Raw genomic sequence first — 23,148 nt, 5'->3', positions numbered from 1 at the left:
ACCCCATGCGTGGCGATACGCCGTATACGTGCCGGCGAGCCGGCCGGCGGAGCCGTCAGAAGGACGGGAGGACGGAGCCGTTGCTCCACTTGTCCTCGATGAACTTCCGTACCTCGTCGGAGGTGAGGAGCTTGGCGAGCTTCTTCACGCGCGGGTCGTCCTCGCTGCCCTCCTTGACGGCGAGGAAGTTGCCGTTCGGATTGTTCTTGGCGGGCTCCACGGCGAGGGCGTCGTCGGCGGGCGAGAGGTCCGCTTCGAGGGCGTAGTTGCCGTTGATCACCGCGGCGTCGACGTCGTCCAGGGAGCGCGGGGTCTGGGCCGCCTCCAGTTCCTTGAACGTGAGCTTCTTCGGGTTCGCGGTGATGTCGGCGGGGGTCGCGTCGGTGCCGACCCCCTCCTTGAGGGTGATGATCCCGGCGGAGTCGAGGAGCTTGAGGGCACGCGCCTCGTTGACCGTGTCGTTGGGTACGGCGATGGTCGCGCCGCTCTTGAGGCCGTCCTTGCTCTTGACCTTGCGGGAGTAGAGGCCGAGCGGTTCCAGGTGGACGGTGACGACGGGCACGATGCTGGTGCCGTTCTTCTTGTTGTAGTCGTCGAGGTAGGGCTGGTTCTGGAAGTAGTTGGCGTCGACGGACCCGTCCTGCGTCGCCGGGTTCTGCAGGACGTAGTCGCTGAACTCCTTGACCTCCAGCTCCAGGCCCGCGTCCTTCGCCAGATGGTCCTTCACGAAGCCGAGGATGTCCGCGTGCGGGGTCGGGCTGGCGGCGACCACCAGCGGGCCGCTCGTGTCGGACGCGTTGTCGTCCTTGTCCGCGCCGCAGGCGGTGAGCCCGAGGGTGAGGGCCCCGGCGGCGAGAGCGGCGGTGGTGAACTTGACGGTGTTACGCACGAAAAGTGCCTTTCCTTTTGGGTGGAGTTGTCCCGTCTTGGGTGGGACGAGAAATCTGTCGGATGCCTGGCGTACCGGCGCCGGGGCTACGCCTTGGTGCCCTCTGTCGTGGCGGCCCCGGTCCTCAGCAGCCGCAGGACGGGCGCGGCCGAGGACCGCCCGCCGCGCCGGTGCAGGGCGCGGGCCGCGTAGTCGCCGGCGAACTGGACGGCGGAGATGACGACCGCGAGGACCGCCACGGTGATCCACATCAGTTCGGTCTCGAAGCGCTGGTAGCCGTACCGGATGGCGATGTCGCCGAGGCCGCCCGCGCCGACGGTGCCGGCCATGGCGGAGTAGCCGATGAGGGCGACGACGGTCGTGGTGGCCGAGGAGATCAGCGACGGCAGGGACTCGGGGACGAGGACCCGGCGGACGACGGTCCAGGTGTTGCCGCCCATGGCCTGCACGGCTTCGACGAGCCCGTGGTCCACTTCGCGGACCGCCGTCTCGACCAGACGCGCGAAGAACGGGATCGCGCCGATGGCGAGCGGCACGATGGCGGCCTCACGGCCGATGGTCGAGCCGGTGACCCAGCGGGTGAAGCCCATCAGCGCGACCATCAGGATGATGAAGGGCATCGAGCGGGCGACGTTCACGATCTGCCCGATGACCTTGTTGGCGAGGACGTTGCGCAGCAGCCCGTCCCGGTCCGTGAGGACGAGCAGGATGCCGAGCGGGAGTCCGCCGACGACCGCGATGAGCGTGGACCAGCCGACCATGTAGAAGGTGTCCCCGCACGCCTGTTCCAGTAGGGGCCGCATCTCGTCCCAGGTCACTTGGCACCCCCCTGCACCGGCGTGGAGGCCTGGGCGTCCCGGCCGACCACGTCGACGCGCAGGCCCTGCTCGCGCAGGAAACCGAGGGGGACGACGTTGTCCTCGTAGCGTCCGGGCAGTTCCAGGCGCATCCGGCCGATCTGGAGGCCGCCGACGGTGTCGATGGCGGCGCCGAGGATCGAGATGTCGATGTTGTACGTGCGGGACAGGCGGGAGACGACCGGCTGGGTCGCGGCCTCGCCCTGGAAGGTGACGTCGACGACCGTGCGGTCCTCGCCGGTGGCCTCGCCGCCCACCGGGAAGAGGGCGGCGGCCAGGGCGGAGCCGGGGGTGGCGAGCAGCTCGCCGACCGTGCCGGACTCCACGATCCGGCCCTTCTCCATGAGGGCGGCCGAGTCGCAGACGGTCTTGACGACGTCCATCTCGTGCGTGATGAGCAGGACGGTCAGGCCGAGCCGGCGGTTCAGGTCGCGCAGCAGGGCCAGGATCGAGCGGGTGGTCTCGGGGTCGAGGGCGCTGGTGGCCTCGTCGGAGAGGAGCACCTCGGGGTCACCGGCCAGCGCGCGGGCGATGCCGACGCGCTGCTTCTGGCCGCCGGAGAGCTGGGCCGGGTATGCCTTGGCCTTGTCGGCCAGGCCGACGAGGTCGAGCAGTTCCAGGGCCTTGCGGGACCGCTCCTTGCCGGACCTGCCGAGGATGTCGAGCGGCAGCTCGATGTTGTCCTGGACCGTGCGGGTGGACAGCAGGTTGAAGTGCTGGAAGACCATGCCGATACGGCCGCGCGCCCGGCGGAGTTCCCGGCCGGCGCGGGGGCCGCGGCCGGCCAGGGCGGTCAGGTCCCGGCCCGCGACGGTCACGGTTCCGGAGGTGGGGCGTTCGAGGAGGTTGACGCAGCGGATCAGCGAGGACTTGCCGGCGCCGGACTGGCCGATCACGCCGTACACCTCGCCCTCGCGTACATGGAGATCGACGCCGTCGAGGGCGGTCGTCTCACGGCCGCGACCGCGGTAGACCTTGGTCAGGCCCGATGTGGTGATCACTGGATTTCCGTCACTGTCGTGTGCGGGGGCGTGGGTGTGCCCGGGCACGGGTGCAGGCTGTCAGGGACGCGACACGGTTCTCGCGGTGGCGAGGGAACCGGGGGAGAACATGCGCGTGGGGCTCGGTCCGTCACGCGCGAGGGCGTGCGGGGCCTTCTACTAGGCGCACATTCGACACATACAACGAGCACCGGGCGTCATCGTCGCCTCGGTCGCAAGGGTGCGGCAGCTCGTCGTGGTCATGAGATCAGTAAAACAGATGTATGCGGCAGGTGAGAGCGGGCTGTCCGCAATGCGGACAGCCCAGGGAGGCATCTCCGCAGGTGCGATGGGGTGGTGTCCGCTGCGTGGGCAACGGCCGTTGTGGCCAAGGCCACGATCCGCGGCCTTCGGGTTTCACGGGCCGGGGCCGGGCGCGGCGGGGTTTTGGGCCGTAATAGGGTCGCGGCATGCTTGTTCCCCTGACGGTGACGACCGCCGTCGCCGCCCTTCTGCTCGCCGCCTGGTGCGGCTGGGCCGCGTACCGCGATCAGCCGACCAAGGACTGGCACTTCATCGGCATGGCCGCGGTGTCGGTGCTGGCCCTGGTGCAACTGGTCGTCGGCATCGTGCAGTTGGCGCGCGGGGAGAAGCCGGAGCAGGGGACCACGATCTTCGTCTCCTATCTGCTCGGGGCGTTCGCCTGCGTCCCGGTCACCGGGTTCATGTCCCTGGCGGAGCGCACCCGCTGGGGCAGCGTGACCGTCGCGGCCGGCGGCGTGGTGCTCGCCGTGCTGCAGGTGCGGCTCTACGACATCTGGGGAGGCTGACGTGACCGCCACGGACGACGTACCGCGGGACACCAGGCGGACGCGGCTCATCAGCGGGCCGGGAATGCTGCTGGTCTGGCTCTACGGCGTGATGGTCGTCGGGGCCGTGTCCCGCTCCGCCGTGCAGATCTCCACCGAGTTCGAGCACGCGCCGCTCGCCTACACGCTGTCCGCGGTGGCCGGTGTCGTGTACGGGTTCATCACGTACTCGCTGGTGCGGGGCGGGGAGTTCGCCCGGCGGGCCGCGCGGATCTGCTGCGCGGTCGAACTGGCCGGCGTCCTCGTCGTCGGGACATGGACGCTGGTCGAGCCGTCGGCGTTCCCCGACAAGACCGTGTGGTCGGACTACGGGATCGGATACCTGTTCATCCCCGTGATCCTGCCGGTCACGGCGATGTACTGGCTGCGCAAGAGCGCGCGACAGGGGCAGGCCGCCTGAGGGTCTCGTCGTCAGGCGACCGAGGTTTCCGTCGTGGCTCGTCGTGCGGATCTTCGGGCCCCACCGAGGGCGCGTCGGGCGCGCCCCGGCTCTAGGCCGTCGTCGCGTACGCCGCCGCGGGCTTCTCCAGCACCACCATCGGTACGCCGTCCCGGCCCTGGCTGGTGCCCACGGTCTCGTAGCCGACCCGGCGGTACAACCGGAGGTTGCCCTCGCTGCGCCGGCCCGCGCTGAGGCGGAACCTGGTGGCGCCGTGCTCCTCGGCGAGGGCGGACTCGGCGGCGCGCAGGAGCCGTGCGCCGATGCCGTGGCCCTGGAGACGCGGGTGGACGCAGAGCTTGCCGATGGCCGCGGTGCCGTCGGCGCCGAGGGCGCCGCGCACGGAGCCGACCACTTCGTCACCCAGCCTGGCCACGAACACACAGTCCGCGGCGACCTCCTCGCGGACGGAGTCGAGGCTCTGGACGAGCGGATCGATGCGGTAGTTGCCGTACAGGGCCGCCTCGCCCTGGAAGCACAGGTACTGCAGCCTGAAGATCTGCTCGGCGTCCTGCTCGGTCGCCACCGAGATGGTCACGCTCATGCCCATGTGTGCACGCCTCCCGCTCACCTGCTCACCCGATGTCCTTCACTCCTATCCCCGTGGTTCGTGCGCCGCAACCTCCGCGGACAGCAATCGTCGAAGACATCCCAGACATCTGGAACGTTCCGGACCCAGGCTGCCCTGTGAGATACCCAACTCGCCCGCGATCTCGCGGTAGGTGAGGTCCTTCGGGGACAGCAGGGCCGCGAGCAGCCGGGGGCACCGGCCCGGGAGCCGGCGTACGGCCGCGTACAGCGCGCGGCGGCGGGCGGCCGTCAGGGCCTGCTGTTCGGGGCCGGGTGCGTGCTCGTCGGCGGGTTCGGCGCTGTAGGGCAGTTCGCGCCGGGCCGTACGGCGGCTGAGGCGGGCCTCGAAGCGGACGGCGCTGCGCAGCCAGCCCTCGGGGTCGGCGGGCGGGCCGTCGGCGTCGATCCGTTCCAGCAGGCGCAGCCAGACCGCCTGTTCCAGGTCCCCCGCCTCGGTGCCGGCCGCGTCGGCCTCGGCCGACACCTCCGCGACCAGCAGGGGGCGGAGGGTGGTGAGCATGTCGTGTGTCATATGCCCCGGGACGACGCCGCCCCGGCAGGGGTTGCCGGGGCGGACGGGAATCACCCCAATCGGGGCCGACGGCTCGGACGTTGACGGCCCGGCCCGTCGGGCGGTCGTCAGTCGCCGACGAAGTCCGCGCGGGCCAGCAGGCCGGTGTCGGCGTTGTCGGTGAAGATGCCGTCGATGCCGGTGTCGAAGTACACCTTGAACGCGCCGAAGGCGTCGCCGTAGGCGTTGGGGTCCGTGCCCCTGCGGAAGTTCGCGGGGAGGAAGGTGTTCTCGTTACGCATGGTGTAGGGGTGCAGGATCAGGTTCTTGGCGTGCGCGTCCGCGACGAGGGTGGTCGGCGTGGTCAGGTTGCCGCCCGCGTCGCGCGGGATGATCAGGTCGAGCGTGGGGCCGATGCCGTTCGCGAACGAGGCGATCCAGGCGAGCCCGGCCGGCTTGACCAGGTCGGCGACGGTGCGCGGGTCGCCGGCCTCGACGAAGTCCCAGGGACGGGTGGCGGCGCCGGAGAGCAGGACGACGAGGGGGCTGTCGACCAGGTCGTTCAGGCGCTGGATGCTGCTCGGCTCGAACGACTGCAGGAAGACCGGCGCGTTCTTCTTGTGCCGGTCGTACTTGCGCAGCAGCTTGGCGAGCGGCTCCTCCAGGCCGAGGCCCAGCTTGCGGAAGTAGGTGGGGTGCTTGGTCTCGACGTGCAGCCAGACCCGTTCGCCCCGCTTCCTGCCCTCCTTGTCGGCCCAGCGCAGCACCTCCTCGAAGGTGGGGATCTCCCAGCGGCCGTCGTAGAGGGTGTTCTCCTGGCGGTTGCCCGGGATGCGCTCCTTGGCGCGCAGGGTCTTCAGCTCGGCGAGCGTGAAGTCCTCGGTGAACCAGCCGGTGTAGGTGACGCCGTCGACGACCTTCGTGGCCTTCCGGTCGGCGAACTCGGGGTGCGCCGACACGTCGGTCGTGCCGGTGATGTCGTTCTCGTGACGGCAGACGAGGTGGCCGTCCTTGGTGGGCACGAGGTCCTGCTCGATGACGTGCGCGCCCATGTCGAGGGCCAGCTGGTACGAGCCGAGCGTGTGTTCCGGGCGGTAGCCGCTGGCCCCGCGGTGCGCGATGATCGTCGGCACGGGGAGTCTGCGGTACCCGCCGCCCGACTTCGTGCCCGACGCGGCCTCACCGGCCGCGGCCGTGGCCGGCAGTCCGAGGACCGCTCCGCCCGCGCCGAGCATCGCGGCGCCGAGCAGTGCCCGTCGGCCCGCTCCGCGTCCCTGCTCGTTCGGGTCCTGCGACTGTCGCGACTCCTGCGTCCCCATGACCGGCTCCTCCACCGTGATGCCCTGCACCTGTCAAAGCGGGACGATCGTAGGTGTCCGGAGGTGACCGCCGGGAGACCTGGGACGGAACACGCGGAAGACGCCTTGTGTCGCGCGAGCGGCGTGATGTGACGGGCTGTCGGATCGGGGTCGCGATGTCCGTCACATGTTTCCGGCCGGTGACAGGCCGCCACCCGCGCGTCACCGCAGGTAAAACAGCGTCAACACTTGGTATCCACTCGGTGAACCCGGTGTGCGCCGGCCCCGGAACCGGGAGTATCGTCCTCACCTGCACATACTTGTACCGGAACGCTTGACATGGGAGGGCCTGTTGTCCCGCTTCGCGCTCATCAAGGCAGTGCTCGGACCGATCATGCGCCTGATGTTCCGCCCCCGGGTGGAGGGCGCCGAGCACATTCCGGGAGACGGTCCGGTGATCCTCGCCGGCAACCACCTGACCTTCATCGACTCGATGATCCTGCCGCTGGTCTGCGACCGGCAGGTCGTCTTCATCGGCAAGGACGAGTACGTCACGGGCAAGGGGATCAAGGGCCGTCTGATGGCTTGGTTCTTCACCGGTGTCGGCATGATCCCCGTCGACCGTGACGGCGGCCGTGGCGGTGTGGCCGCACTGATGACCGGACGGCGGGTGCTGGACGAGGGCCGGATGTTCGGCATCTACCCCGAGGGGACGCGGTCGCCCGACGGCCGTCTGTACCGGGGGCGTACGGGCATCGCCCGGCTGACGTTGATGACCGGGGCGCCGGTCGTCCCCTTCGCGATGATCGGGACGGACAAGATCCAGCCGGGTGGGGCGGGGGTGCCGCGGCCGCATCGGGTGACGGTGCGGTTCGGTGAGGCGATGGAGTTCTCCCGGTACGAGGGGATGGACCGGGATCGGTATGTGCTGCGGGCGGTGACCGATTCTGTGATGGCTGAGGTCATGCGGTTGTCGGGGCAGGAGTATGTGGATATGTACGCGTCGAAGGCCAAGGAAGCGGCGTAGCTCCGCTGGTTCGGCGGTGAGGGGTTGGGGGCTCGGGGGCGTGTGCGGGTGCGGGTGAGTGGGGGCTTGTCGCGCCGTTCCCCGCGCCCCTGGGGTGGATCGGTCGTTTGTCGGGTGCGGGTGAGTGGGGGCTTGTCGCGCCGTTCCTCGCGCCCCTGAGGTGGATCGGTCGTTTGTCGGGTGCGGGTGAGTGGGGGCTTGTCGCGCCGTTCCTCGCGCCCCTGAGGGGGTGCTCCCCTCGTTTGCCGGGTGCGGGTTCGTGAGGGCTTGGCGCGCCGTTCCCCGCGCCCCTGGCGGGGCGGGGGGTTGGGGTGGGCGTGTGGGTTCAGGGGGTGTTGTCCAGGTGTTGGGTGTGTAGGAGGAACCAGGCTGTGGCTGCTGTTGCCAGGAGTACCGTCGCTCCTGCGGCTGCGGCGATGGTCAGGCCGTCGACGAAGGCGTCCTGGGCCGAGGTGAGCATGTCGTGTGCCGTGTTCGGCGGCATGGTCCGCGCCGCCTCCACCGCTCCGCCCAGCGACTCGTGGGCCTCGGCCGGGGTGCCGGGCGGGGCCGGGAAGTCGCGGTAGACGCCCGTCACGATCGAGCCCAGGACCGCGATGCCGAGGGCCGCGCCCAACTCGTACGCCGTCTCCGAGACGGCCGAGGCCGCGCCCGCCTGTTCCTTGGGGACGCTGGAGAGGATGACGTCGGCGGTCACGGTGAAGGAGAAGCCCGCGCCGACGCCGACGATCAGCAACGCTGCCCCGATCAGGGGGTAGCCGGTGGTCCGGTCGACCAGGGTGAGCAGGGCGAGGGCCACGCCGATGGCCGCCAGACCGCCCGCGACCACCGAACGGACCGAGAAGCGGCGGGCGGCGGTTCCGGCGATCAGGCCCGCGACCACCGCGCCGACGGCCGCCGGCAGCTCCGCGAGACCCGCCTCCAACGGGCCCCGGCCCTGGACGAGTTGCAGGAACTGCGAGAGGAAGAAAACCAGGCCGGAGAGGCCCAGAATGGTCAGCAGGTCGGCCAGGACCGCCCCGGAGAAGCCCCGGTTGCGGAACAGGCGCATGTCCAGCAGCGGGTGCGGAAGCGTCAGCTGACGGCGCACGAAGAAGAACAGTCCGGCGAGGCCGAGGAGGCCCGCGGCGAGCGCGTTGCCGTCGAGGCCGTGGGTGGCGGTCTCCTTGACCGCGTACACGACACCGAGCATGCCGGCCAGCGACAGGCCGACGCTGAGCATGTCCCAGGGGCCGGGGCTCGGGTGACGGGACTCGGGGAGCAGCTTGACGCCGACGAGGACGAGGACCGCCATCACCGGCAGGTTGATCAGGAAGACCGAACCCCACCAGAAGTGCTCCAGCAGGAACCCGCCGACGACCGGGCCGACCGCCGTGCCGGCGGACGCCGTGGCGCCCCAGATGCCGATGGCGAGGCTGCGCTCGCGCGGGTCGTCGAAGAGGTTGCGGATCAGGGCGAGGGTGGCGGGCATCAGGGTGGCGCCCGCGACACCGAGCAGGGCCCGCGCGACGATCATCATCTCGGGCGTCGTCGCATAGGCGTTGAGCACGGATATCGCGCCGAACGCCGTGGCCCCTATGAGCAGCAGCTTCTTGCGGCCGATGCGGTCGCCGAGGCTGCCGGCCGAGACGAGCAGGCCCGCGATGACGAACGAGTAGACGTCACCGATCCACAGCAGCTGGGTGCCCGACGGCTGCAGGTCCTCGCTGATGTAGGGGGTCGCGAGACCGAGGACGGTCGCGTCGACGGCCACCAGCAGCACGGCGAGCACGAGGACGGAGAGCGCGAGCCAGCGGCCCGGCCTCTTCTCCGTCTCCGTGGTGCGCGCCGGCCGCAGGGTGCTGGTCATGATTCCTCTCTCGGTTGTTCGGGATGACGCAGTGCGCCGCCGAGCAGCAGCTCGGCGGTCATGTAGGTGAAGTCCTTGGCGGCCACACGGCCTTCCGCGACCGCCCAGGCGCCGGAGGCCAGCAGGCCGTACAGCGCCTCGGTGAGCCAGGCCGGGGTGAGGTCGATACGGAACTCGCCCGCCGCCTGGCCGCGTTTGAAGAGGGCCGCGATGCGGTCGTCGATCCGGGACCAGCCCTCGTGCTGCTGCTCGCCCTCGAACAGCTGGGCCTCGGTGTAGAGGAAGGCGAGGAGGCCGGCGGCGGGCTCGATTTCCCGCACCAGCCGTCGTACGGCCTCGCGCGCCGGGCCCTCGGTCGGGCGGGCCGCGTCCAGCGCGGCCTCGCACTCCGCGATGCCGAGCGCCTCCAGCGCCCGTACCAGCGCGTCGCGCCCGGCGAAGTGGCGGTGCAGCGTGGCGCGGCTGATCCCGGCGGCCTTCGCGACCTCGTCCATCGTCGCGGTGGACTTGCGGGTCAGCAGGGCGGCTGCGCTGCGCAGCACGTGTTCACGATCGACGGCCATGAGACAACCATAACCCAGGTGGGACATTCATGTCTCACCTGGGGCATGGCTGTCTCATGGCGCGGGTACCGCGGGGGACCGTCAGTGCCAGGGCAGCTGTCCGCGCTTCTCCCAGTAGGTACGCGGGTCCTCGGCCAGGTCGGCGAGGCCGGTCAGCTGTTCGTCGTCGAGGTCGACGACCGCGGCGTGCAGGTTGGAGGCGAGCTGGCCGGTGGTGGCGGCGCCGGAGAGGACGACACCGGCCCACGGCTGTCGCAGGACCACCGCCAGGGCGACGGCGTCGCAGCCGAGTCCCGTCTGTTCGGCGACGGCCCTGAGCGCCCCGGGGGCGTGCGGGCCGGCCAGACGGCCGTTCGCCATGCCCTCCTTGACGATCACGGTGAGACCCGCGTCGTGCGCCTCGGCGAGGGCGGGCGCGGCGGAGGTCTCCAGCGCGTTGTACGTCGACTGGACCGTACGGAAGAGGGGTTCGCCGTCCACGGTCACGGCGAGGGCGGTGCGGATGGCCTCCGCCTGGGCCGGGCCGCTGGTGGAGAAGCCGATGGTGACGCCCTCGGCGGCGGCCTGTGCCAGCCGGGCGTGGAGTTCCTTGTCGGTGAGGGCCGGGCTGTCCGGGGTCACCGAGTGGATCTGGTAGAGGTCGAGCCGGTCGCCGAGCAGTTCGGCGCTCTCGGCGCGCTGTCGCTCGTACGTGGGGAGGCTGTGGTCCTTGACCTCGTGCCGCTCGGCGTCCGTGGTCCAGTCGGCGGTGTAGGTGTAGCCCCATTTGCTGCCGACGACGATGTCGTCGAGGCCGGGGCGGGACGTCAGCCAGTCGGCGAGGAACTCCTCCGAGCGGCCGTACGAGCGGGCCACGTCGAAGTAGCGGACGCCCTGGGCGTAGGCGGCGTCGAGGAGTTCGTGGGTGCGGGTGCGCAGGGCGTCGACCGTGCGGTTCTCGCCGAGGTCGGCGTCGCGGCCGAGGTTGATGTAACCGGGGCGGGCGACTGCGGCGAGGCCGAGTCCGAGATGGCAGGTGGGGGTGGTCGCTGCGGCCAGTCGGGCGAAGGGCATCGCGGGCTCCGTTCGGTCGGATCCTTGGGGCTTCCGACCAACGTAACCCGCGGCTGCGCTCCGCTCGGGCAGCCCGGGCGCCCAAGAGCTCGGGAGCACGGGCTCTTGGGCGGATGCGGCCTCGTCGTGGCGTGTCGCGCAGTTCCCCGCGCCCTACACGGGCCTGCGGCCCGTTCAGGGCGGTCGATCAGCCCTTCTTGGCGGTCGCCCAGGCGTGCTGGGCCGTCACGTCCCGCTTGATGTCGGCCAGCTGGACCGCCACCGCGCTCGGGGCGGTGCCGCCGCGGCCGTTGCGGGAGGCGAGGGCACCGGGGACGTCGAGGACCGAGCGGACCTCGGGGGTCAGGTGGGCGGAGATCTTGGCGAACTGGTCGTCCGTCAGATCGTTCAGCTCCTTGTTCTCCGACTCGGCGACCTTCACGCACTCGCCGGCGACCTCGTGGGCGACACGGAACGGGACGCCCTGCTTGACGAGCCACTCGGCGATGTCGGTGGCGAGGGAGAAGCCGGCGGGGGCCAGTTCCTCCATGCGCTCACGGTGGACGGTGAGCGTGGCCATCATGCCGGTGAAGGCGGGGAGAAGGATCTCCAGCTGGTCGATGGAGTCGAAGACCGGCTCCTTGTCCTCCTGGAGGTCGCGGTTGTAGGCCAGGGGCAGGGCCTTCAGCGTCGCCATCAGGCCCGTCAGGTTGCCGATCAGGCGGCCGGACTTGCCTCGGGCCAGCTCCGCGATGTCCGGGTTCTTCTTCTGCGGCATGATCGACGAGCCCGTCGAGAACGCGTCGTGGAGGGTCACGAAGGAGAACTCCTTCGTGTTCCAGATGATGACCTCCTCCGCGATCCGGGAGAGGTTCACGCCGATCATCGCGGTGATGAAGGCGAACTCGGCGACGAAGTCACGGGAGGCCGTGCCGTCGATGGAGTTCGCGGAGCTGCCGTTCTCGAAGCCCAGGTCCTTCGCCACCGCTTCGGGGTCCAGACCGAGGCTGCTGCCCGCGAGGGCGCCCGAGCCGTACGGGGAGACGGCTGTGCGCTCGTCCCACTGGCGCAGCCGCTCCGCGTCCCGGGAGAGGGACTGGACATGGGCGAGGACGTGGTGGGCGAACAGGACCGGCTGGGCGTGCTGGAGGTGCGTACGGCCGGGCATCGCCACGTCCGGGTGGGCCTGCGCCAGTCCGATCAGCGCGTCCTGGAGGTCGGCGATCAGGCCGCCGACCGTGCGGGCGTGGTCGCGCAGGTACATCCGGAAGAGGGTCGCGACCTGGTCGTTGCGGGACCGGCCGGCGCGCAGCTTGCCGCCCAGGTCGGGGCCCAGACGCTCCAGGAGGCCGCGCTCCAGGGCGGTGTGCACGTCCTCGTCGGCGACGGTGCCGACGAAGTCGCCCGACGCCACGTCCGCTTCGAGCTGGTCCAGGCCGGCGATCATCCGGCTCAGCTCGTCCTCGGTGAGCAGGCCCGCCTTGTGCAGCACGCGCGCGTGGGCGCGGGAGCCCGCGATGTCGTACGGGGCCAGGCGCCAGTCGAAGTGGACCGACGCGGACAGCTTCGCCAGGGCCTCTGCGGGACCGTCGGCGAAACGGGCGCCCCAGAGCCGTACGTCACCGCTGTTGCTGCTCACTCGCGTTGCTCCTAGATCTCCGCACACTGTTCGCTGTCATGCATGAGTATGCAGAACTCTGCATGAATCGTCAATCTGAGAGAACTTTGGGAGATGCGGAGAAAGCTTTGAACAAATGAAACCGCTTGCTCGTAACTCTCACCGAACGCAGGCGCCGCGTTAGTTCACACCGACCACACCCGACCCGAGTGAGGCATCCGCATGTCCAGGGCTCTTCCGAAGTACAACAAGCGTCGCGTAGGGATCATCGGCGGCGCCGCCGCGGTCGTGCTCTCCGGAGCGGTCATCGCGGGTTCCGCTCTCGCCGGTGAGGGTGCCAACAACGGCGGCCAGGACGCCGCCGGGGCCGCTTCCCCCGGCACCATCTCCTGCCCGGCGGTCGAGGGAAGCCTCCCGGCGATCCCCGCCTCCGCCAAGGCCGAGGTCGACAGCAACCTCGCCCAGCTGCAGACCCAGATCCAGGAGGCCAACCAGCGCCTCGTCGACACGGTCGGCCAGGGCGGTGCCAACTTCGTCCAGAACGCCATCCTCGGCCCGCTGGAGGACAAGCGCGTCGCCGCGCTGAACCGCATCGAGACGGCCATCGGCCGCGCCGCCGCCAAGCCCGAGGGCCTGGAGAAGCTCGCCCCCTGCCAGCTCGACCAGGGCGGCGCCGCCGGTGCCGGTGAGCAGGCCGGTGCGGGTGCCGAGGCCGGTGCCGGTGCGGGCGCCGAGGACGGTGCGGGCGCCGAGGACGCGGGCAACGCGGGTGCCGCGGGCGCCATCTCCTGCCCGGCGGTCGAGGGAAGCCTCCCCGCGATCCCCGCCTCCGCGCAGGCCGAGGTCGACCGCAACCTCGCCCTCCTCGACACCCAGATCGCCGAAGCCAACCAGCGCCTGATCGACACGGTCGGCCAGGGCGGTGCCAACTTCGTCGACAACGCCATCCTCGGCCCGCTGGAGGACAAGCGCGTCGCCGCGCTGAACCGCATCGAGACCGCGATCGGCCGCGCCGCCGCCAAGCCCGAGGGCCTGGAGAAGCTCGCCCCCTGCCAGCTCAACCAGTAGTCCGTACCGTCCACGCACTCTCGCGATGACCCGTTCGTCCGGCGAGTGACCTCCTGCGCCCCCTGAGGGCACCAGGAGCCGTGGCCGCCCCGCGCGCCGGCCGGGGCGGCCACGGCGCATCCGGTTCCGGGTGGATCCCAGCCAGGGGATCCACCCGGAATTCGTGTTCCCGCACCCGATTCCCCGGACAGCCGATTCCTTAGACAGGCGAAGCGTTTCCGTCGATAATCGTTAGCCATGGGAAAGACTTACGAGCGCATAGACGGCCGCCTCCGTACGTTCATCGAGGCTCAGCCCCTGTTCTTCACCGCGACCGCGCCCCTGTCCGCCGACGGCACGGTCAACCTCTCCCCCAAGGGTCTGCGGGGGTCGTTCGTGATCCTCGACGAACTCACCGTCGCCTACCTGGACTTCGCGGGGTCCAACGCGGAGACGATCGCGCACCTGCGCGAGAACGGCCGGATCACCCTCATGTGGTGTGCCTTCCAGGGCCCGCCCACCATCGTGCGGGTGCACGGCACGGGCGAGGCCGTCTTCCGGGACGATCCGCGCTTCGCCGGACTCCTCGCCCGCTTCCCCGACATCGACCCCGCCCCGCACGGCCTGCGCGCCGTCATCGTCGTCCGCGCCGAGCGCATCCGCGACAGCTGCGGCTACTCCGTGCCGTTCATGGCGTACGAGGAGGACCGCGACCTGCACGGCCGGCGCTTCGCACGCGAGGACGACGACTCGCTCAGCGCCTACTTCAGCTCCAAGGAGCACATCGCGACCAGCATGGACGGGCTTCCCGGACTGCCGTTGCCGCTGCCTCCCTCCGTCGTCTGACGCGCGAACCGCGGGACTTCCGCGCGCCACCGGTCCCTCCGCACGGCGAGTTGTTCACACGGTTGAACACACGGCACTCCCAGCACGTACGTGTGGGCCAAGGGTCCAGCCCACCACGGAGGAACCGTGTCCACGATCGCCGGAGGTCGCGCCGCGCGCCGCCAGACGATGCGCCGCATCCGACCTCGCCGCTCTCCCGCCGTCCCGTTGCTCATCGCCTTCTGGGCGGGCGCGGCCGCGGTGGTGTGGCTGTGGTGGGACAACACCCCGTCCATCGCGGACCAGGGCAGCAAGATGGTCAACGCCGGGCGGATCACGGGTCTGCTCGGCGGGTACCTGATGGCCCTGGTGGTGCTCCAGATGGCCCGGGTGCCCGCGCTGGAGAGGCGGGTCGGCTCCGACCGGGTGGCCCGCTGGCACGCGATGACCGGCCGCTACACGCTCTGCCTGGTCGTCGCGCACGTCGTCCTCACGATGTACGGGTACGCCCTCCAGGCCGGCCTCACCCACACCGCGATCCTCCAGCAGACCATCGACTCCATCAACCAGCTGCCGGACATGGGCAAGGCCGCCATCGGCACCGGCCTGCTGGTGTTCATCGGGCTCATCTCGATCGGCCCGGTGCGCAAGCGGATCCCGTACGACCTCTGGTACCACACGCACCTGCTGACGTACGCGGCCACGTTCCTGACCTTCTGGCACCAGATCACCACCGGCAACGAGTTCGCCGCCACACCCGCCGCGAAGACCGGCTGGTACGCGCTGTACGGCACGGTGACCGCGCTGGTGGTCTGGTACCGGATCGTTTCTCCGATCAAGCTGAACCTGAAGCACCGACTGCGGGTCGAGGCGGTCATCGAGGAGTCGCCCGGCATCGTCTCGGTGCTGATGAGCGGGCGCAAGCTGCACCGGATGGGTGCGGAGGCCGGGCAGTTCTTCCGCTGGCGCTTCCTCGCCCCGGGCATGCGGTTCAGCTCGCACCCGTACTCGCTGTCGGCGGCGCCCCGCCCCAACATGCTGCGCATCACGGTCAAGGCGATCGGCGACCACAGCTCGGCCCTGCGCGACCTGGAGCCCGGTGTCCGGGTGTGGGCGGAGGGCCCCTACGGGGCGCTCACGGCCGGCAAGCGCAGCCGGGGCAAGGTGCTGCTGGTGGCCGGCGGTGTGGGCATCACGCCGATGCGGGCCCTGTTCGAGACGCTGCCCGGCGCGGCCGGTGACCTGACGCTGCTCTACCGGGCCAACAGCACCCAGGACCTAGCGCTGTGGGACGAGCTGGCGCAGATCGCCGAGGAGCGCGGCGCACGGCTGATGTACGCGGTGAACAGCCCGGACGGTGAGCGTCCGGACATCTCGCCGGACTCGCTGCGCCGCAAGATCCCCGACATCGAGAGCCATGACGTCTTCCTGTGCGGGCCGCCCGGCTTCGCGCAGGGTGTGTACGAGGCACTGCGCGGCGCGGGCGTCCCGACCCGCCGTATCCACCACGAGTCGTTCGAGATGTGAGCGAGGGGACCGCCCGGCCCGGGTCCCGCCCGACCGGCCGTACCCGCCGGTGGTCCCCCGCACGTTCCAGCCGTAGGTCCCAGGACCGTCCCAGCGGCAGATCACCAGGACCTGCCCACCCCGACTTTCTGGCCATGGGTTTCCCCACGGGTTCGCCCCACGGGTCTCCCCCGCGAGACTTCACAGTTCAGGAGCTGAAGGAGCGATGAAGAAGAGCCACCCCATCCGGCGGACTCTGCTCGCCACCGCCGCCACCGTGTCCGGCATCGTGCTGCTGCTGTCGCTGAAGCCGGCCTCGGACGCCGGATCGGTGCAGGCCGGCGCGGCCGGGGGCGCACCTTCGGCGCAGGGCGGGGTGGCGGCCGGCGCGCAGACCCTCACGGGTTCCGCCGTCGACACCGAGTACGGCCCGGTCCAGGTCAGGATCACCGTCGACGGCGGCAAGATCACCAAGGCCGAGACCGTGCAGCAGCCGAGCGGCGGCCGCTCCACCCAGATCAGCGGCGACGCCATTCCCAAGCTCAACCAGGCGGCGATGGCGGCCGGCAGCGCCGACATCGACGCGGTGTCCGGCGCCACGTACACCAGCGCCGGATACAAGGAGTCCCTGCAGTCCGCCCTGGACCAGGCCGGCAAGGCACCGGACGCGGGCGCCCAGGTGCTCACGGGCAGCGCCGTCCAGACCCAGTACGGGCCGGTCCAGGTGAGGATCACCGTCAGCGGCGGCAAGATCACAGGCGCCGAGGCCGTGCAGGCGCCGAGCGGTGGCCGCTCCACCCAGATCACCGGCGACTCGGTGCCGAAGCTCAACCAGGCGGCGGTGGCGGCGGGCAGCGCCGACATCGACGCGGTGTCGGGCGCCACCTACACCAGCGCCGGATACAAGGAGTCCCTGCAGTCCGCCCTGGACCAGGCCGGCAAGGCGCAGGACTCGGGCACCGAGGTCGAGGCGGGCGGCGACGCACAGGACACGGGCGGCGACGCCGAGAAGTCCGGGGCCGGGCAGTCGACAGGCACCCAGGTGCTCACGGGCTCGGCCATCAAGACGGACTACGGGCCGGTCCAGGTCCGCGTCACGGTCACGGACGGCAAGATCACAGGTGCCGAGGCGCTGCAGCAGCCCACCGGCGGCCGCTCCACCCAGATCAGCGGTACCGCCATCCCCCAGCTCAACAAGAACGCCGTCTCGGCAGGGAGCGCTGACATCGATGCTGTCTCGGGCGCCACATACACCAGCGGCGGCTACAAGCAGTCCCTCCAGTCCGCCCTGGACCAGGCCGGCTGACCCGGTGGCCGAACCCGCCGGGGCCGCCGCGTCCGCCCAGCTGCGGCACGCCGAGGAGGTCATGGGCACCGTCTTCTCCTTCGACGTCCGAGGAGGGGAGCCGGCCGTGATCAGGGCCGCGCTCGACGAGGCGGTGGCCGGGCTGCACGCCGTGGACGAGGTGTTCAGCACCTACCGCGAGCACAGTCAGATCTCCCGGCTCGCCCGGGGCGAGGTGACGATCGAGGAGTGCGCTCCCGAGGTCGGCGAGGTGCTCGAACTGTGCGCCGAGGCCGAGCGGCTGAGCGGAGGCTGGTTCAGCGCCACCTACGAGGGCCGCTTCGACCCGACCGGCCTCGTGAAGGGGTGGGCCACCGAGCGGGCCGCCCGGCTGCTGGTGGAGGCCGGGGCGACCGGGGTGAACGTGAACGGGGGCGGCGACGTCCAGTTGTGCGGTGTCCCCGGGCCGGAACGGCCGTGGCGCGTGGGTGTGGCGGACCCCCTGCGGCCCGGAGGGCTCGCGGCGGTCGTCACCGCCGCCGGTGCGGACCGTCTGGCGGTGGCCACGTCCGGCACGGCCGAGCGGGGCGCGCACATCGTCGACCCCCGTACCGGGAAGTCCGCCGTGACCGACCTGGTCTCGGTGACGGTGGTGGCTCCCCGTCTGACCTGGGCGGACTGCTGGGCGACGGCCGCGTTCGCGATGGGTTCCCGCGAGGGCCTGGCCTGGCTGGAGTCCCTCGACGACACCGAAGCGCTCCTCATCACGGCGGGCGACGAGGTCCGCTGCACGGGAGGGCTGGCCGCGCGGCTGGGCTGAGCGTGGTGGTGCCGGGCCGGGCGGAACCGTCAAGGGCGCGCGGGACGCGCCGCGGCCACCCGTGCCGGCCCAGCGGCACGACGGCCCGCGGTCGGAACGGCCCGCGGTCGGAACGGCCCGAGGTCGGAACGGACGGGGAAAGGGGCCAAGCCCCTTCTCAGGGGCGCGGGGACCTGCGCGAGCGGCCACGACGAACCCGCGGTCGGCCACTCCCCCGGGCATCCCCTTCGAACGGCCGCTCCACCTCCGCCGACGCCCCCGGAGTCACTCCCCGCCCTCCGCCCCCTCAGTGCCCGTTCTGCGCCAACCTCAGCAGGTGGTCGGCCAGGGCCTGCCCGCCCACGGGATCCCGGCTGATCAGCAGCAGCGTGTCGTCACCCGCGATCGTGCCCAGGATGTCGTGCAGCTCCGCCTGGTCGATGGCCGAGGCCAGGAACTGGGCCGCGCCCGGCGGGGTCCGGAGCACCACCAGGTTCGCCGAGGCCTCCGCGGAGATCAGCAGCTCCGCGGAGAGCCGCCGCATCCGCTCCTCCTTCGCCGACTCGCCCAGCGGCACCCGGGGGGTCCGGAAACCCCCCTCGCTCGGCACCGCGTAGATCAGGTCGCCGTCGTTGTTGCGGATCTTCACCGCGTTCAGCTCGTCCAGGTCCCGGCTGAGGGTCGCCTGGGTGACGCTCAGCCCGTCGTCGGACAGCAGCTTCGCCAACTGGCTCTGCGACCGCACCGGTTGCCGGTTGAGGATGTCCACGATCCGCCGGTGGCGTGCGGTGCGGGTCTGCGGCACGGCGGGTCCCGCCTGGTCGTGCTCCTGCGCCTGGCTCATCGTCGTCTCATTCTCCGGCTCGTCCGTCCCCGCTGGCTTCATGGGCCGCCCGCGCCGCGTCGAGGATGCCCGGCAGCGCCCGGAGAAGGGCGTCCACCTCCGCGTCCGCGACATTGAGCGGCGGCATCAGCCGTACGACATCGGGGGCGGGCGCGTTCACCAGGAAGCCGGCGTCCTGTGCGGCCTGTTGCGCCAGGGGCGCGAGCGGCTCGGTGAGCACGATACCCAGCAGGAGGCCCGCGCCTCGGACGTGGTCGATCATCGGGTCCCCGAGGGACTCGATTCCGTCGCGCAGTTTCTCGCTCTGCCGCTTGACGTTCTCCAGCAGGCCCTCGGCCTGGATGGTCTCCAGGACGGCGAGTCCGGCGGCGCAGGCGACCGGGTTGCCGCCGAAGGTGGTGCCGTGCCCGCCGGGCTGGAACAGGTCCGCCGCCCGGCCGAAGGCGACGGTCGCGCCGATCGGCAGTCCGCCGCCGAGGCCCTTGGCCAGGGTGACGACGTCGGGCAGGACGCCCTCGTGCGCCTGGTACTCGAACCAGTGCCCGGTGCGGCCGATGCCGGTCTGTACCTCGTCGAGGACGAGGAGCGCGCCCTTGGCGGCCGTGATGGCGCGCGCGGCTTTGAGGTAGCCGGGCGGCGGGACCACCACGCCCTTCTCGCCCTGGACGGGCTCGATGATGACGAGGGCCGTCTCCTCGGTGACCGCGGCGGCCAGGGCCTGCGCGTCGCCGTAGGGGACGTGGGTGACGTCGCCGGGCAGCGGGTGGAAGCCGGTCTGCTTGCCGGGCTGGCCGGTGAGGGCGAGCGCGCCCATGGTGCGGCCGTGGAAGCCGCCCTCGGTGGCGACCATGTGGGTCCGCCCCGTGAGCCGGCCGATCTTGAAGGCGCCCTCGTTGGCCTCGGCCCCCGAGTTGCAGAAGAAGACCTTGCCGTCGCGGCCGAAGTGCTCCAGGAGCCGTTCGGCCAGAGCGACCGGCGGTTCGGCGATGAACAGGTTGGAGACGTGGCCGAGCGAGGCGATCTGGGTGCCGACGGCCTCGACGACCGCCGGATGGGCGTGGCCGAGCGCGTTGACCGCGATACCGCCGACGTAGTCGAGGTACTCCTTGCCGTCGGCGTCCCACACCTTGGTTCCCGCGCCCCGGACGAGCGAGAGCTGCGGGGTGCCGTAGTTGTTCATGAGCGAGCCCCGCCACCGCCGGCTCAGCTCTTCGTTGGCGGTCATGCGGCGTCTCCCTCTTCCGCATCCGGCACGACCATCGTGCCGATGCCCTCGTCGGTGAAGATCTCCAGCAGGATGGAGTGCTGGACCCGGCCGTCGATGACCCGGGCGGTCTGGACGCCGTTGCGTACGGCGTGCAGGCAGCCCTGCATCTTCGGCACCATGCCGGAGGCCAGGTCCGGCAGCAGCTTCTCCAGTTGGGAAGCGGTGAGGCGGCTGATCACCTCGTCGCTGTTGGGCCAGTCCTCGTAGAGGCCCTCGACGTCCGTGAGGACCATGAGGGTTTCGGCGTCAAGAGCAGCAGCGAGTGCCGCAGCCGCCGTATCAGCATTGACGTTGTAGACATGTCCGTCGTCCTGGCTACGGGCGATCGACGAGACGACCGGGATGCGGCCGTCGGCGAGCAGTGCCTCGATCGCGCCCGTGTCGATCGCGGTGATCTCGCCCACCCGCCCGATGTCGACCAACTCCCCGTCGATCTCGGGCTGGTGCTTGATGGCGGTGATGGTGTGCGCGTCCTCGCCGGTCAGTCCGACGGCGAGCGGTCCGTGCTGGTTGAGCAGGCCGACCAGTTCGCGCTGGACCTGTCCGGCGAGCACCATGCGGACGACGTCCATGGCGTCCTCGGTGGTGACGCGCAGGCCGGCCCGGAACTCGCTGACGATGCCGTGGCGGTCGAGGGCGGCGCTGATCTGCGGGCCGCCACCGTGCACGACGACGACGTTGAGGCCGGCGTGACGCAGGAAGACGACGTCCTGGGCGAAGGCGGCCTTCAGGTCCTCGTCGATCATGGCGTTTCCGCCGAACTTGATGACGACCGTCCTGCCGTTGTGACGGGTCAGCCAGGGGAGGGCTTCGATGAGGATCTGGGCCTTGGGGAGGGCGGTGTGCTTGCGCGTCGTGCTCATGACGAGTACGCGCTGTTCTCGTGGACGTAGTCCGCGGTCAGGTCGTTGGTCCAGATGGTGGCCGTCTCGGACCCCGCGGCGAGGTCAGCGACGATGTGCACCTCGCGGTAGCGCATGTCGACCTTGTCGCGGTCCTCGCCGACACCGCCGTTCTTGCAGACCCAGACGCCGTTGATGGCGACGTTGAGCCGGTCCGCCTCGAAGGCGGCGGACGTGGTGCCGATCGCGGAGAGGACCCGGCCCCAGTTCGGATCCTCGCCGTGCAGGGCGCACTTGAGCAGGTTGTTGCGGGCGATGGAGCGGCCCACCTCGACGGCGTCGTCCTCGGTCGCGGCGTTGACGACCTCGATCCTGATGTCCTTGCTGGCGCCCTCGGCGTCCCGGATCAGCTGCTGGCCCAGGTCGTCGCAGACCGCGCGGACGGCCTCGGCGAACTCCTCGTACCCCGGGGTGACCTGGGCGGCGCCGGAGGCGAGCAGCAGCACGGTGTCGTTGGTGGACATGCAGCCGTCGGAGTCGACGCGGTCGAAGGTCGTGCGCGTCGCGGCGCGCAGGGCGCTGTCGAGCGCGTCGCTCTCCAGGTCGGCGTCGGTGGTGAGGACGACGAGCATGGTGGCGAGGCCGGGCGCGAGCATGCCGGCGCCCTTCGCCATCCCGCCGACCGTCCAGCCGTCCTTCGTCACGACGGACGTCTTGTGCACGGTGTCGGTGGTCTTGATGGCGATGGCCGCCTTCTCACCGCCGTGCTCGGAGAGCTGCGCGGCGGCCTGCTCGACGCCCGGGAGCAGCTTGTCCATGGGCAGGAGTACGCCGATGAGGCCGGTGGAGGCGACGGCGATCTCGCCCGCGTTGTGGCCTTCGAGGACCTCCGCGGCCTTCTCGGCGGTCGCGTGCGTGTCCTGGAAGCCCTTCGGGCCCGTACAGGCGTTGGCGCCACCGGAGTTGAGGACGACGGCGGAGACCTGGCCGCCCTTCAGCACCTGCTCGGACCAGAGGACCGGCGCGGCCTTCACCCGGTTGGAGGTGAAGACGCCGGCGGCGGCGAGTCGGGGTCCGGTGTTGACCACGAGGGCCAGGTCCGGGTTGCCGTTCTCCTTGATCCCGGCGGCGATGCCCGCCGCCGTGAATCCCTTGGCTGCCGTCACGCTCACGGTGCGACTCCGATCGTGGAAAGCCCCGTCGTCTCGTGGAGTCCGAGGGCGATGTTCATGCTCTGGAGGGCGCCACCGGCGGTGCCCTTGGTGAGGTTGTCGATGGCGCTGATCGCGATGATGCGGCCCGCCGCCTCGTCGTACGCGACCTGGATCTGAACAGCGTTGGAACCGTAGACGGACGCCGTGGCGGGCCACTGCCCCTCGGGGAGCAGATGGACGAACGGCTCGTCGGCGAAGGCCTTCTCGTACGCGGCGCGCACGGAGTCGGCGGTGACACCGGGCCGGGCCTTCGCGCTGCACGTGGCGAGGATGCCGCGGGGCATCGGCGCGAGGGTCGGCGTGAAGGACACGGAGACCGGCTCGCCGGCGACTCCGCCGAGGTTCTGCATCACCTCGGGCGTGTGCCGGTGGCCGCCGCCGACGCCGTACGGGGTCATCGACCCCATGACCTCGCTGCCCAGCAGGTGCGGCTTGGCCGCCTTGCCCGCGCCGGAGGTGCCGGAGGCGGCGACGATCACGGCCTCGTTCTCGGCGAGGCCCGCCGCGTACGCCGGGAACAGGGCCAGGGTGACGGCCGTGGGGTAGCAACCGGGCACCGCGATGCGCTTGGACCCCTCCAGCGCGGCGCGGGCACCGGGAAGTTCGGGGAGGCCGTAGGGCCAGGTCCCGGCGTGGGGCGAGCCGTAGAAGCGCTCCCAGTCCGCCGGGTCCTTGAGCCGGAAGTCGGCGCCCATGTCGACGACGAGCACGTCCGGGCCGAGCTGTTCGGCCACGGCGGCGGACTGCCCGTGCGGCAGCGCGAGGAAGACCACGTCGTGCCCGGCCAGGGCCTCGGCGGTCGTCTCCTGGAGCACTCGGTCGGCCAGGGGCAGCAGATGCGGCTGGAGCCCGCCCAGCCGCCGGCCCGCGTTCGAACTGCCGGTCAGCGCACCGATCTCCACCTCGGGATGCGCGAGCAGCAGGCGCAGCACTTCGCCGCCCGCATAACCACTCGCTCCCGCCACCGCCACACGTACCGCCGCCATGGAATCCTCCTCCTGGATGGCATGACTATAC

23 protein-coding genes are annotated in these 23,148 nt (G+C 71.0%); 8 read left to right on the top strand and 15 right to left on the bottom strand.

The annotated features are described in order from the left end of the window. Nucleotides 1–55: 55 nt before the first annotated feature. The 3 genes from STRBO_RS0115865 to STRBO_RS0115855 all read right to left on the bottom strand — a co-directional run bounded on the left by STRBO_RS0115865 (nt 56) and on the right by STRBO_RS0115855 (nt 2,747). Nucleotides 56–889, bottom strand: a complete 834-nt coding sequence (locus STRBO_RS0115865) for a MetQ/NlpA family ABC transporter substrate-binding protein (protein ID WP_005485364.1) — start codon at nt 887–889, stop codon at nt 56–58. Nucleotides 890–975: 86 nt separating this feature from the next. Further along, nucleotides 976–1,707: a methionine ABC transporter permease gene (locus tag STRBO_RS0115860; protein ID WP_005485363.1), complete on the bottom strand. Its 732-nt coding sequence runs from the start codon at nt 1,705–1,707 to the stop codon at nt 976–978. After that, nucleotides 1,704–2,747 (bottom strand): methionine ABC transporter ATP-binding protein, encoded by a 1,044-nt coding sequence (locus tag STRBO_RS0115855; protein WP_020114443.1) that lies wholly within the window; start codon nt 2,745–2,747, stop codon nt 1,704–1,706. The genes STRBO_RS0115860 and STRBO_RS0115855 overlap by 4 nt, the downstream gene beginning before the upstream one ends. Nucleotides 2,748–3,196: 449 nt before the next feature. Between STRBO_RS0115855 and STRBO_RS0115850 the strand changes: the two genes are divergently transcribed. Continuing rightward, nucleotides 3,197–3,556: a hypothetical protein gene (locus STRBO_RS0115850; protein WP_005485361.1), complete on the top strand. Its 360-nt coding sequence runs from the start codon at nt 3,197–3,199 to the stop codon at nt 3,554–3,556. 1 nt (nt 3,557) lies between these two features. Continuing rightward, a complete protein-coding gene (locus STRBO_RS0115845; protein ID WP_005485359.1) occupies nt 3,558–3,995 on the top strand; it encodes a hypothetical protein in 438 nt (145 codons plus the stop codon). A gap of 91 nt (nt 3,996–4,086) precedes the next feature. Here the strand turns inward: STRBO_RS0115845 and STRBO_RS0115840 are convergent, their stop codons facing one another. The 3 genes from STRBO_RS0115840 to STRBO_RS0115830 form a co-directional block, all read right to left on the bottom strand. Beyond that, complete coding sequence (locus STRBO_RS0115840; RefSeq protein ID WP_005485358.1) at nt 4,087–4,584, bottom strand: GNAT family N-acetyltransferase; 498 nt, start codon at nt 4,582–4,584, stop codon at nt 4,087–4,089. A gap of 45 nt (nt 4,585–4,629) precedes the next feature. Then, a complete protein-coding gene (locus tag STRBO_RS0115835) occupies nt 4,630–5,136 on the bottom strand; it encodes an RNA polymerase sigma factor (protein WP_005485356.1) in 507 nt (168 codons plus the stop codon). A 107-nt stretch (nt 5,137–5,243) separates the two neighbouring features. After that, the gene (locus tag STRBO_RS0115830) at nt 5,244–6,434 is read right to left on the bottom strand and encodes a glycerophosphodiester phosphodiesterase (RefSeq protein WP_202499977.1); all 1,191 of its coding nucleotides are present in this window, start codon (nt 6,432–6,434) and stop codon (nt 5,244–5,246) included. 331 nt (nt 6,435–6,765) lie between these two features. Between STRBO_RS0115830 and STRBO_RS0115825 the strand changes: the two genes are divergently transcribed. Further along, nucleotides 6,766–7,440, top strand: coding sequence for a lysophospholipid acyltransferase family protein (locus STRBO_RS0115825; RefSeq protein ID WP_020114441.1), 675 nt, complete (start codon nt 6,766–6,768; stop codon nt 7,438–7,440). 325 nt (nt 7,441–7,765) lie between these two features. Here STRBO_RS0115825 and STRBO_RS0115820 read toward each other — a convergent pair whose 3' ends face one another. The 4 genes from STRBO_RS0115820 to argH form a co-directional block, all read right to left on the bottom strand. Further along, a complete protein-coding gene (locus tag STRBO_RS0115820) occupies nt 7,766–9,289 on the bottom strand; it encodes an MFS transporter (protein WP_005485350.1) in 1,524 nt (507 codons plus the stop codon). Further along, a complete protein-coding gene (locus STRBO_RS0115815) occupies nt 9,286–9,852 on the bottom strand; it encodes a TetR/AcrR family transcriptional regulator (RefSeq protein WP_005485349.1) in 567 nt (188 codons plus the stop codon). The genes STRBO_RS0115820 and STRBO_RS0115815 overlap by 4 nt, the downstream gene beginning before the upstream one ends. 81 nt (nt 9,853–9,933) lie before the next feature. Further along, the gene (locus tag STRBO_RS0115810; RefSeq protein WP_005485347.1) at nt 9,934–10,905 is read right to left on the bottom strand and encodes an aldo/keto reductase; all 972 of its coding nucleotides are present in this window, start codon (nt 10,903–10,905) and stop codon (nt 9,934–9,936) included. 187 nt (nt 10,906–11,092) lie between these two features. After that, complete coding sequence (gene argH / locus STRBO_RS0115805) at nt 11,093–12,523, bottom strand: argininosuccinate lyase (protein ID WP_005485346.1); 1,431 nt, start codon at nt 12,521–12,523, stop codon at nt 11,093–11,095. Nucleotides 12,524–12,724: 201 nt separating this feature from the next. On the opposite strand from argH, the gene STRBO_RS0115800 reads away from it, so the two are divergent. The 5 genes from STRBO_RS0115800 to STRBO_RS0115780 all read left to right on the top strand — a co-directional run bounded on the left by STRBO_RS0115800 (nt 12,725) and on the right by STRBO_RS0115780 (nt 17,985). After that, the gene (locus STRBO_RS0115800) at nt 12,725–13,570 is read left to right on the top strand and encodes a hypothetical protein (RefSeq protein WP_020114440.1); all 846 of its coding nucleotides are present in this window, start codon (nt 12,725–12,727) and stop codon (nt 13,568–13,570) included. Nucleotides 13,571–13,807: 237 nt separating this feature from the next. After that, nucleotides 13,808–14,395, top strand: a complete 588-nt coding sequence (locus STRBO_RS0115795) for a pyridoxamine 5'-phosphate oxidase family protein (RefSeq protein ID WP_005485344.1) — start codon at nt 13,808–13,810, stop codon at nt 14,393–14,395. 168 nt (nt 14,396–14,563) lie between these two features. Beyond that, nucleotides 14,564–15,901, top strand: coding sequence for a ferredoxin reductase family protein (locus STRBO_RS0115790; RefSeq protein WP_046916219.1), 1,338 nt, complete (start codon nt 14,564–14,566; stop codon nt 15,899–15,901). Between the two features lie 205 nt (nt 15,902–16,106). Further along, nucleotides 16,107–17,186: an FMN-binding protein gene (locus STRBO_RS0115785; protein WP_005485340.1), complete on the top strand. Its 1,080-nt coding sequence runs from the start codon at nt 16,107–16,109 to the stop codon at nt 17,184–17,186. 4 nt (nt 17,187–17,190) lie between these two features. Next, on the top strand, nt 17,191–17,985 hold the full coding sequence (locus STRBO_RS0115780; RefSeq protein WP_005485339.1) for an FAD:protein FMN transferase: 795 nt from the start codon (nt 17,191–17,193) through the stop codon (nt 17,983–17,985). Between the two features lie 286 nt (nt 17,986–18,271). On the opposite strand, the gene STRBO_RS0115775 is transcribed toward STRBO_RS0115780, so the two are convergent. From STRBO_RS0115775 to argC, 5 genes are read right to left on the bottom strand one after another with little or no spacing between them, the layout of a single operon-like run. After that, a complete protein-coding gene (locus STRBO_RS0115775) occupies nt 18,272–18,808 on the bottom strand; it encodes an arginine repressor (RefSeq protein ID WP_005485338.1) in 537 nt (178 codons plus the stop codon). Nucleotides 18,809–18,815: 7 nt separating this feature from the next. Beyond that, nucleotides 18,816–20,033 (bottom strand): acetylornithine transaminase, encoded by a 1,218-nt coding sequence (locus STRBO_RS0115770; RefSeq protein WP_005485337.1) that lies wholly within the window; start codon nt 20,031–20,033, stop codon nt 18,816–18,818. Further along, nucleotides 20,030–20,938: an acetylglutamate kinase gene (gene argB / locus STRBO_RS0115765; protein WP_005485336.1), complete on the bottom strand. Its 909-nt coding sequence runs from the start codon at nt 20,936–20,938 to the stop codon at nt 20,030–20,032. The genes STRBO_RS0115770 and argB overlap by 4 nt, the downstream gene beginning before the upstream one ends. Next, nucleotides 20,935–22,089, bottom strand: a complete 1,155-nt coding sequence (argJ, locus tag STRBO_RS0115760; RefSeq protein ID WP_020114439.1) for a bifunctional glutamate N-acetyltransferase/amino-acid acetyltransferase ArgJ — start codon at nt 22,087–22,089, stop codon at nt 20,935–20,937. The genes argB and argJ overlap by 4 nt, the downstream gene beginning before the upstream one ends. Continuing rightward, nucleotides 22,086–23,117: an N-acetyl-gamma-glutamyl-phosphate reductase gene (argC, locus tag STRBO_RS0115755; RefSeq protein ID WP_005485334.1), complete on the bottom strand. Its 1,032-nt coding sequence runs from the start codon at nt 23,115–23,117 to the stop codon at nt 22,086–22,088. The genes argJ and argC overlap by 4 nt, the downstream gene beginning before the upstream one ends. Between the last annotated feature and the right edge of the window lie 31 nt (nt 23,118–23,148).

Source organism: Streptomyces bottropensis ATCC 25435 (assembly GCF_000383595.1).
GTDB lineage: Bacteria > Actinomycetota > Actinomycetes > Streptomycetales > Streptomycetaceae > Streptomyces > Streptomyces bottropensis.
This window is presented reverse-complemented; position numbering and strand designations above follow the sequence as displayed.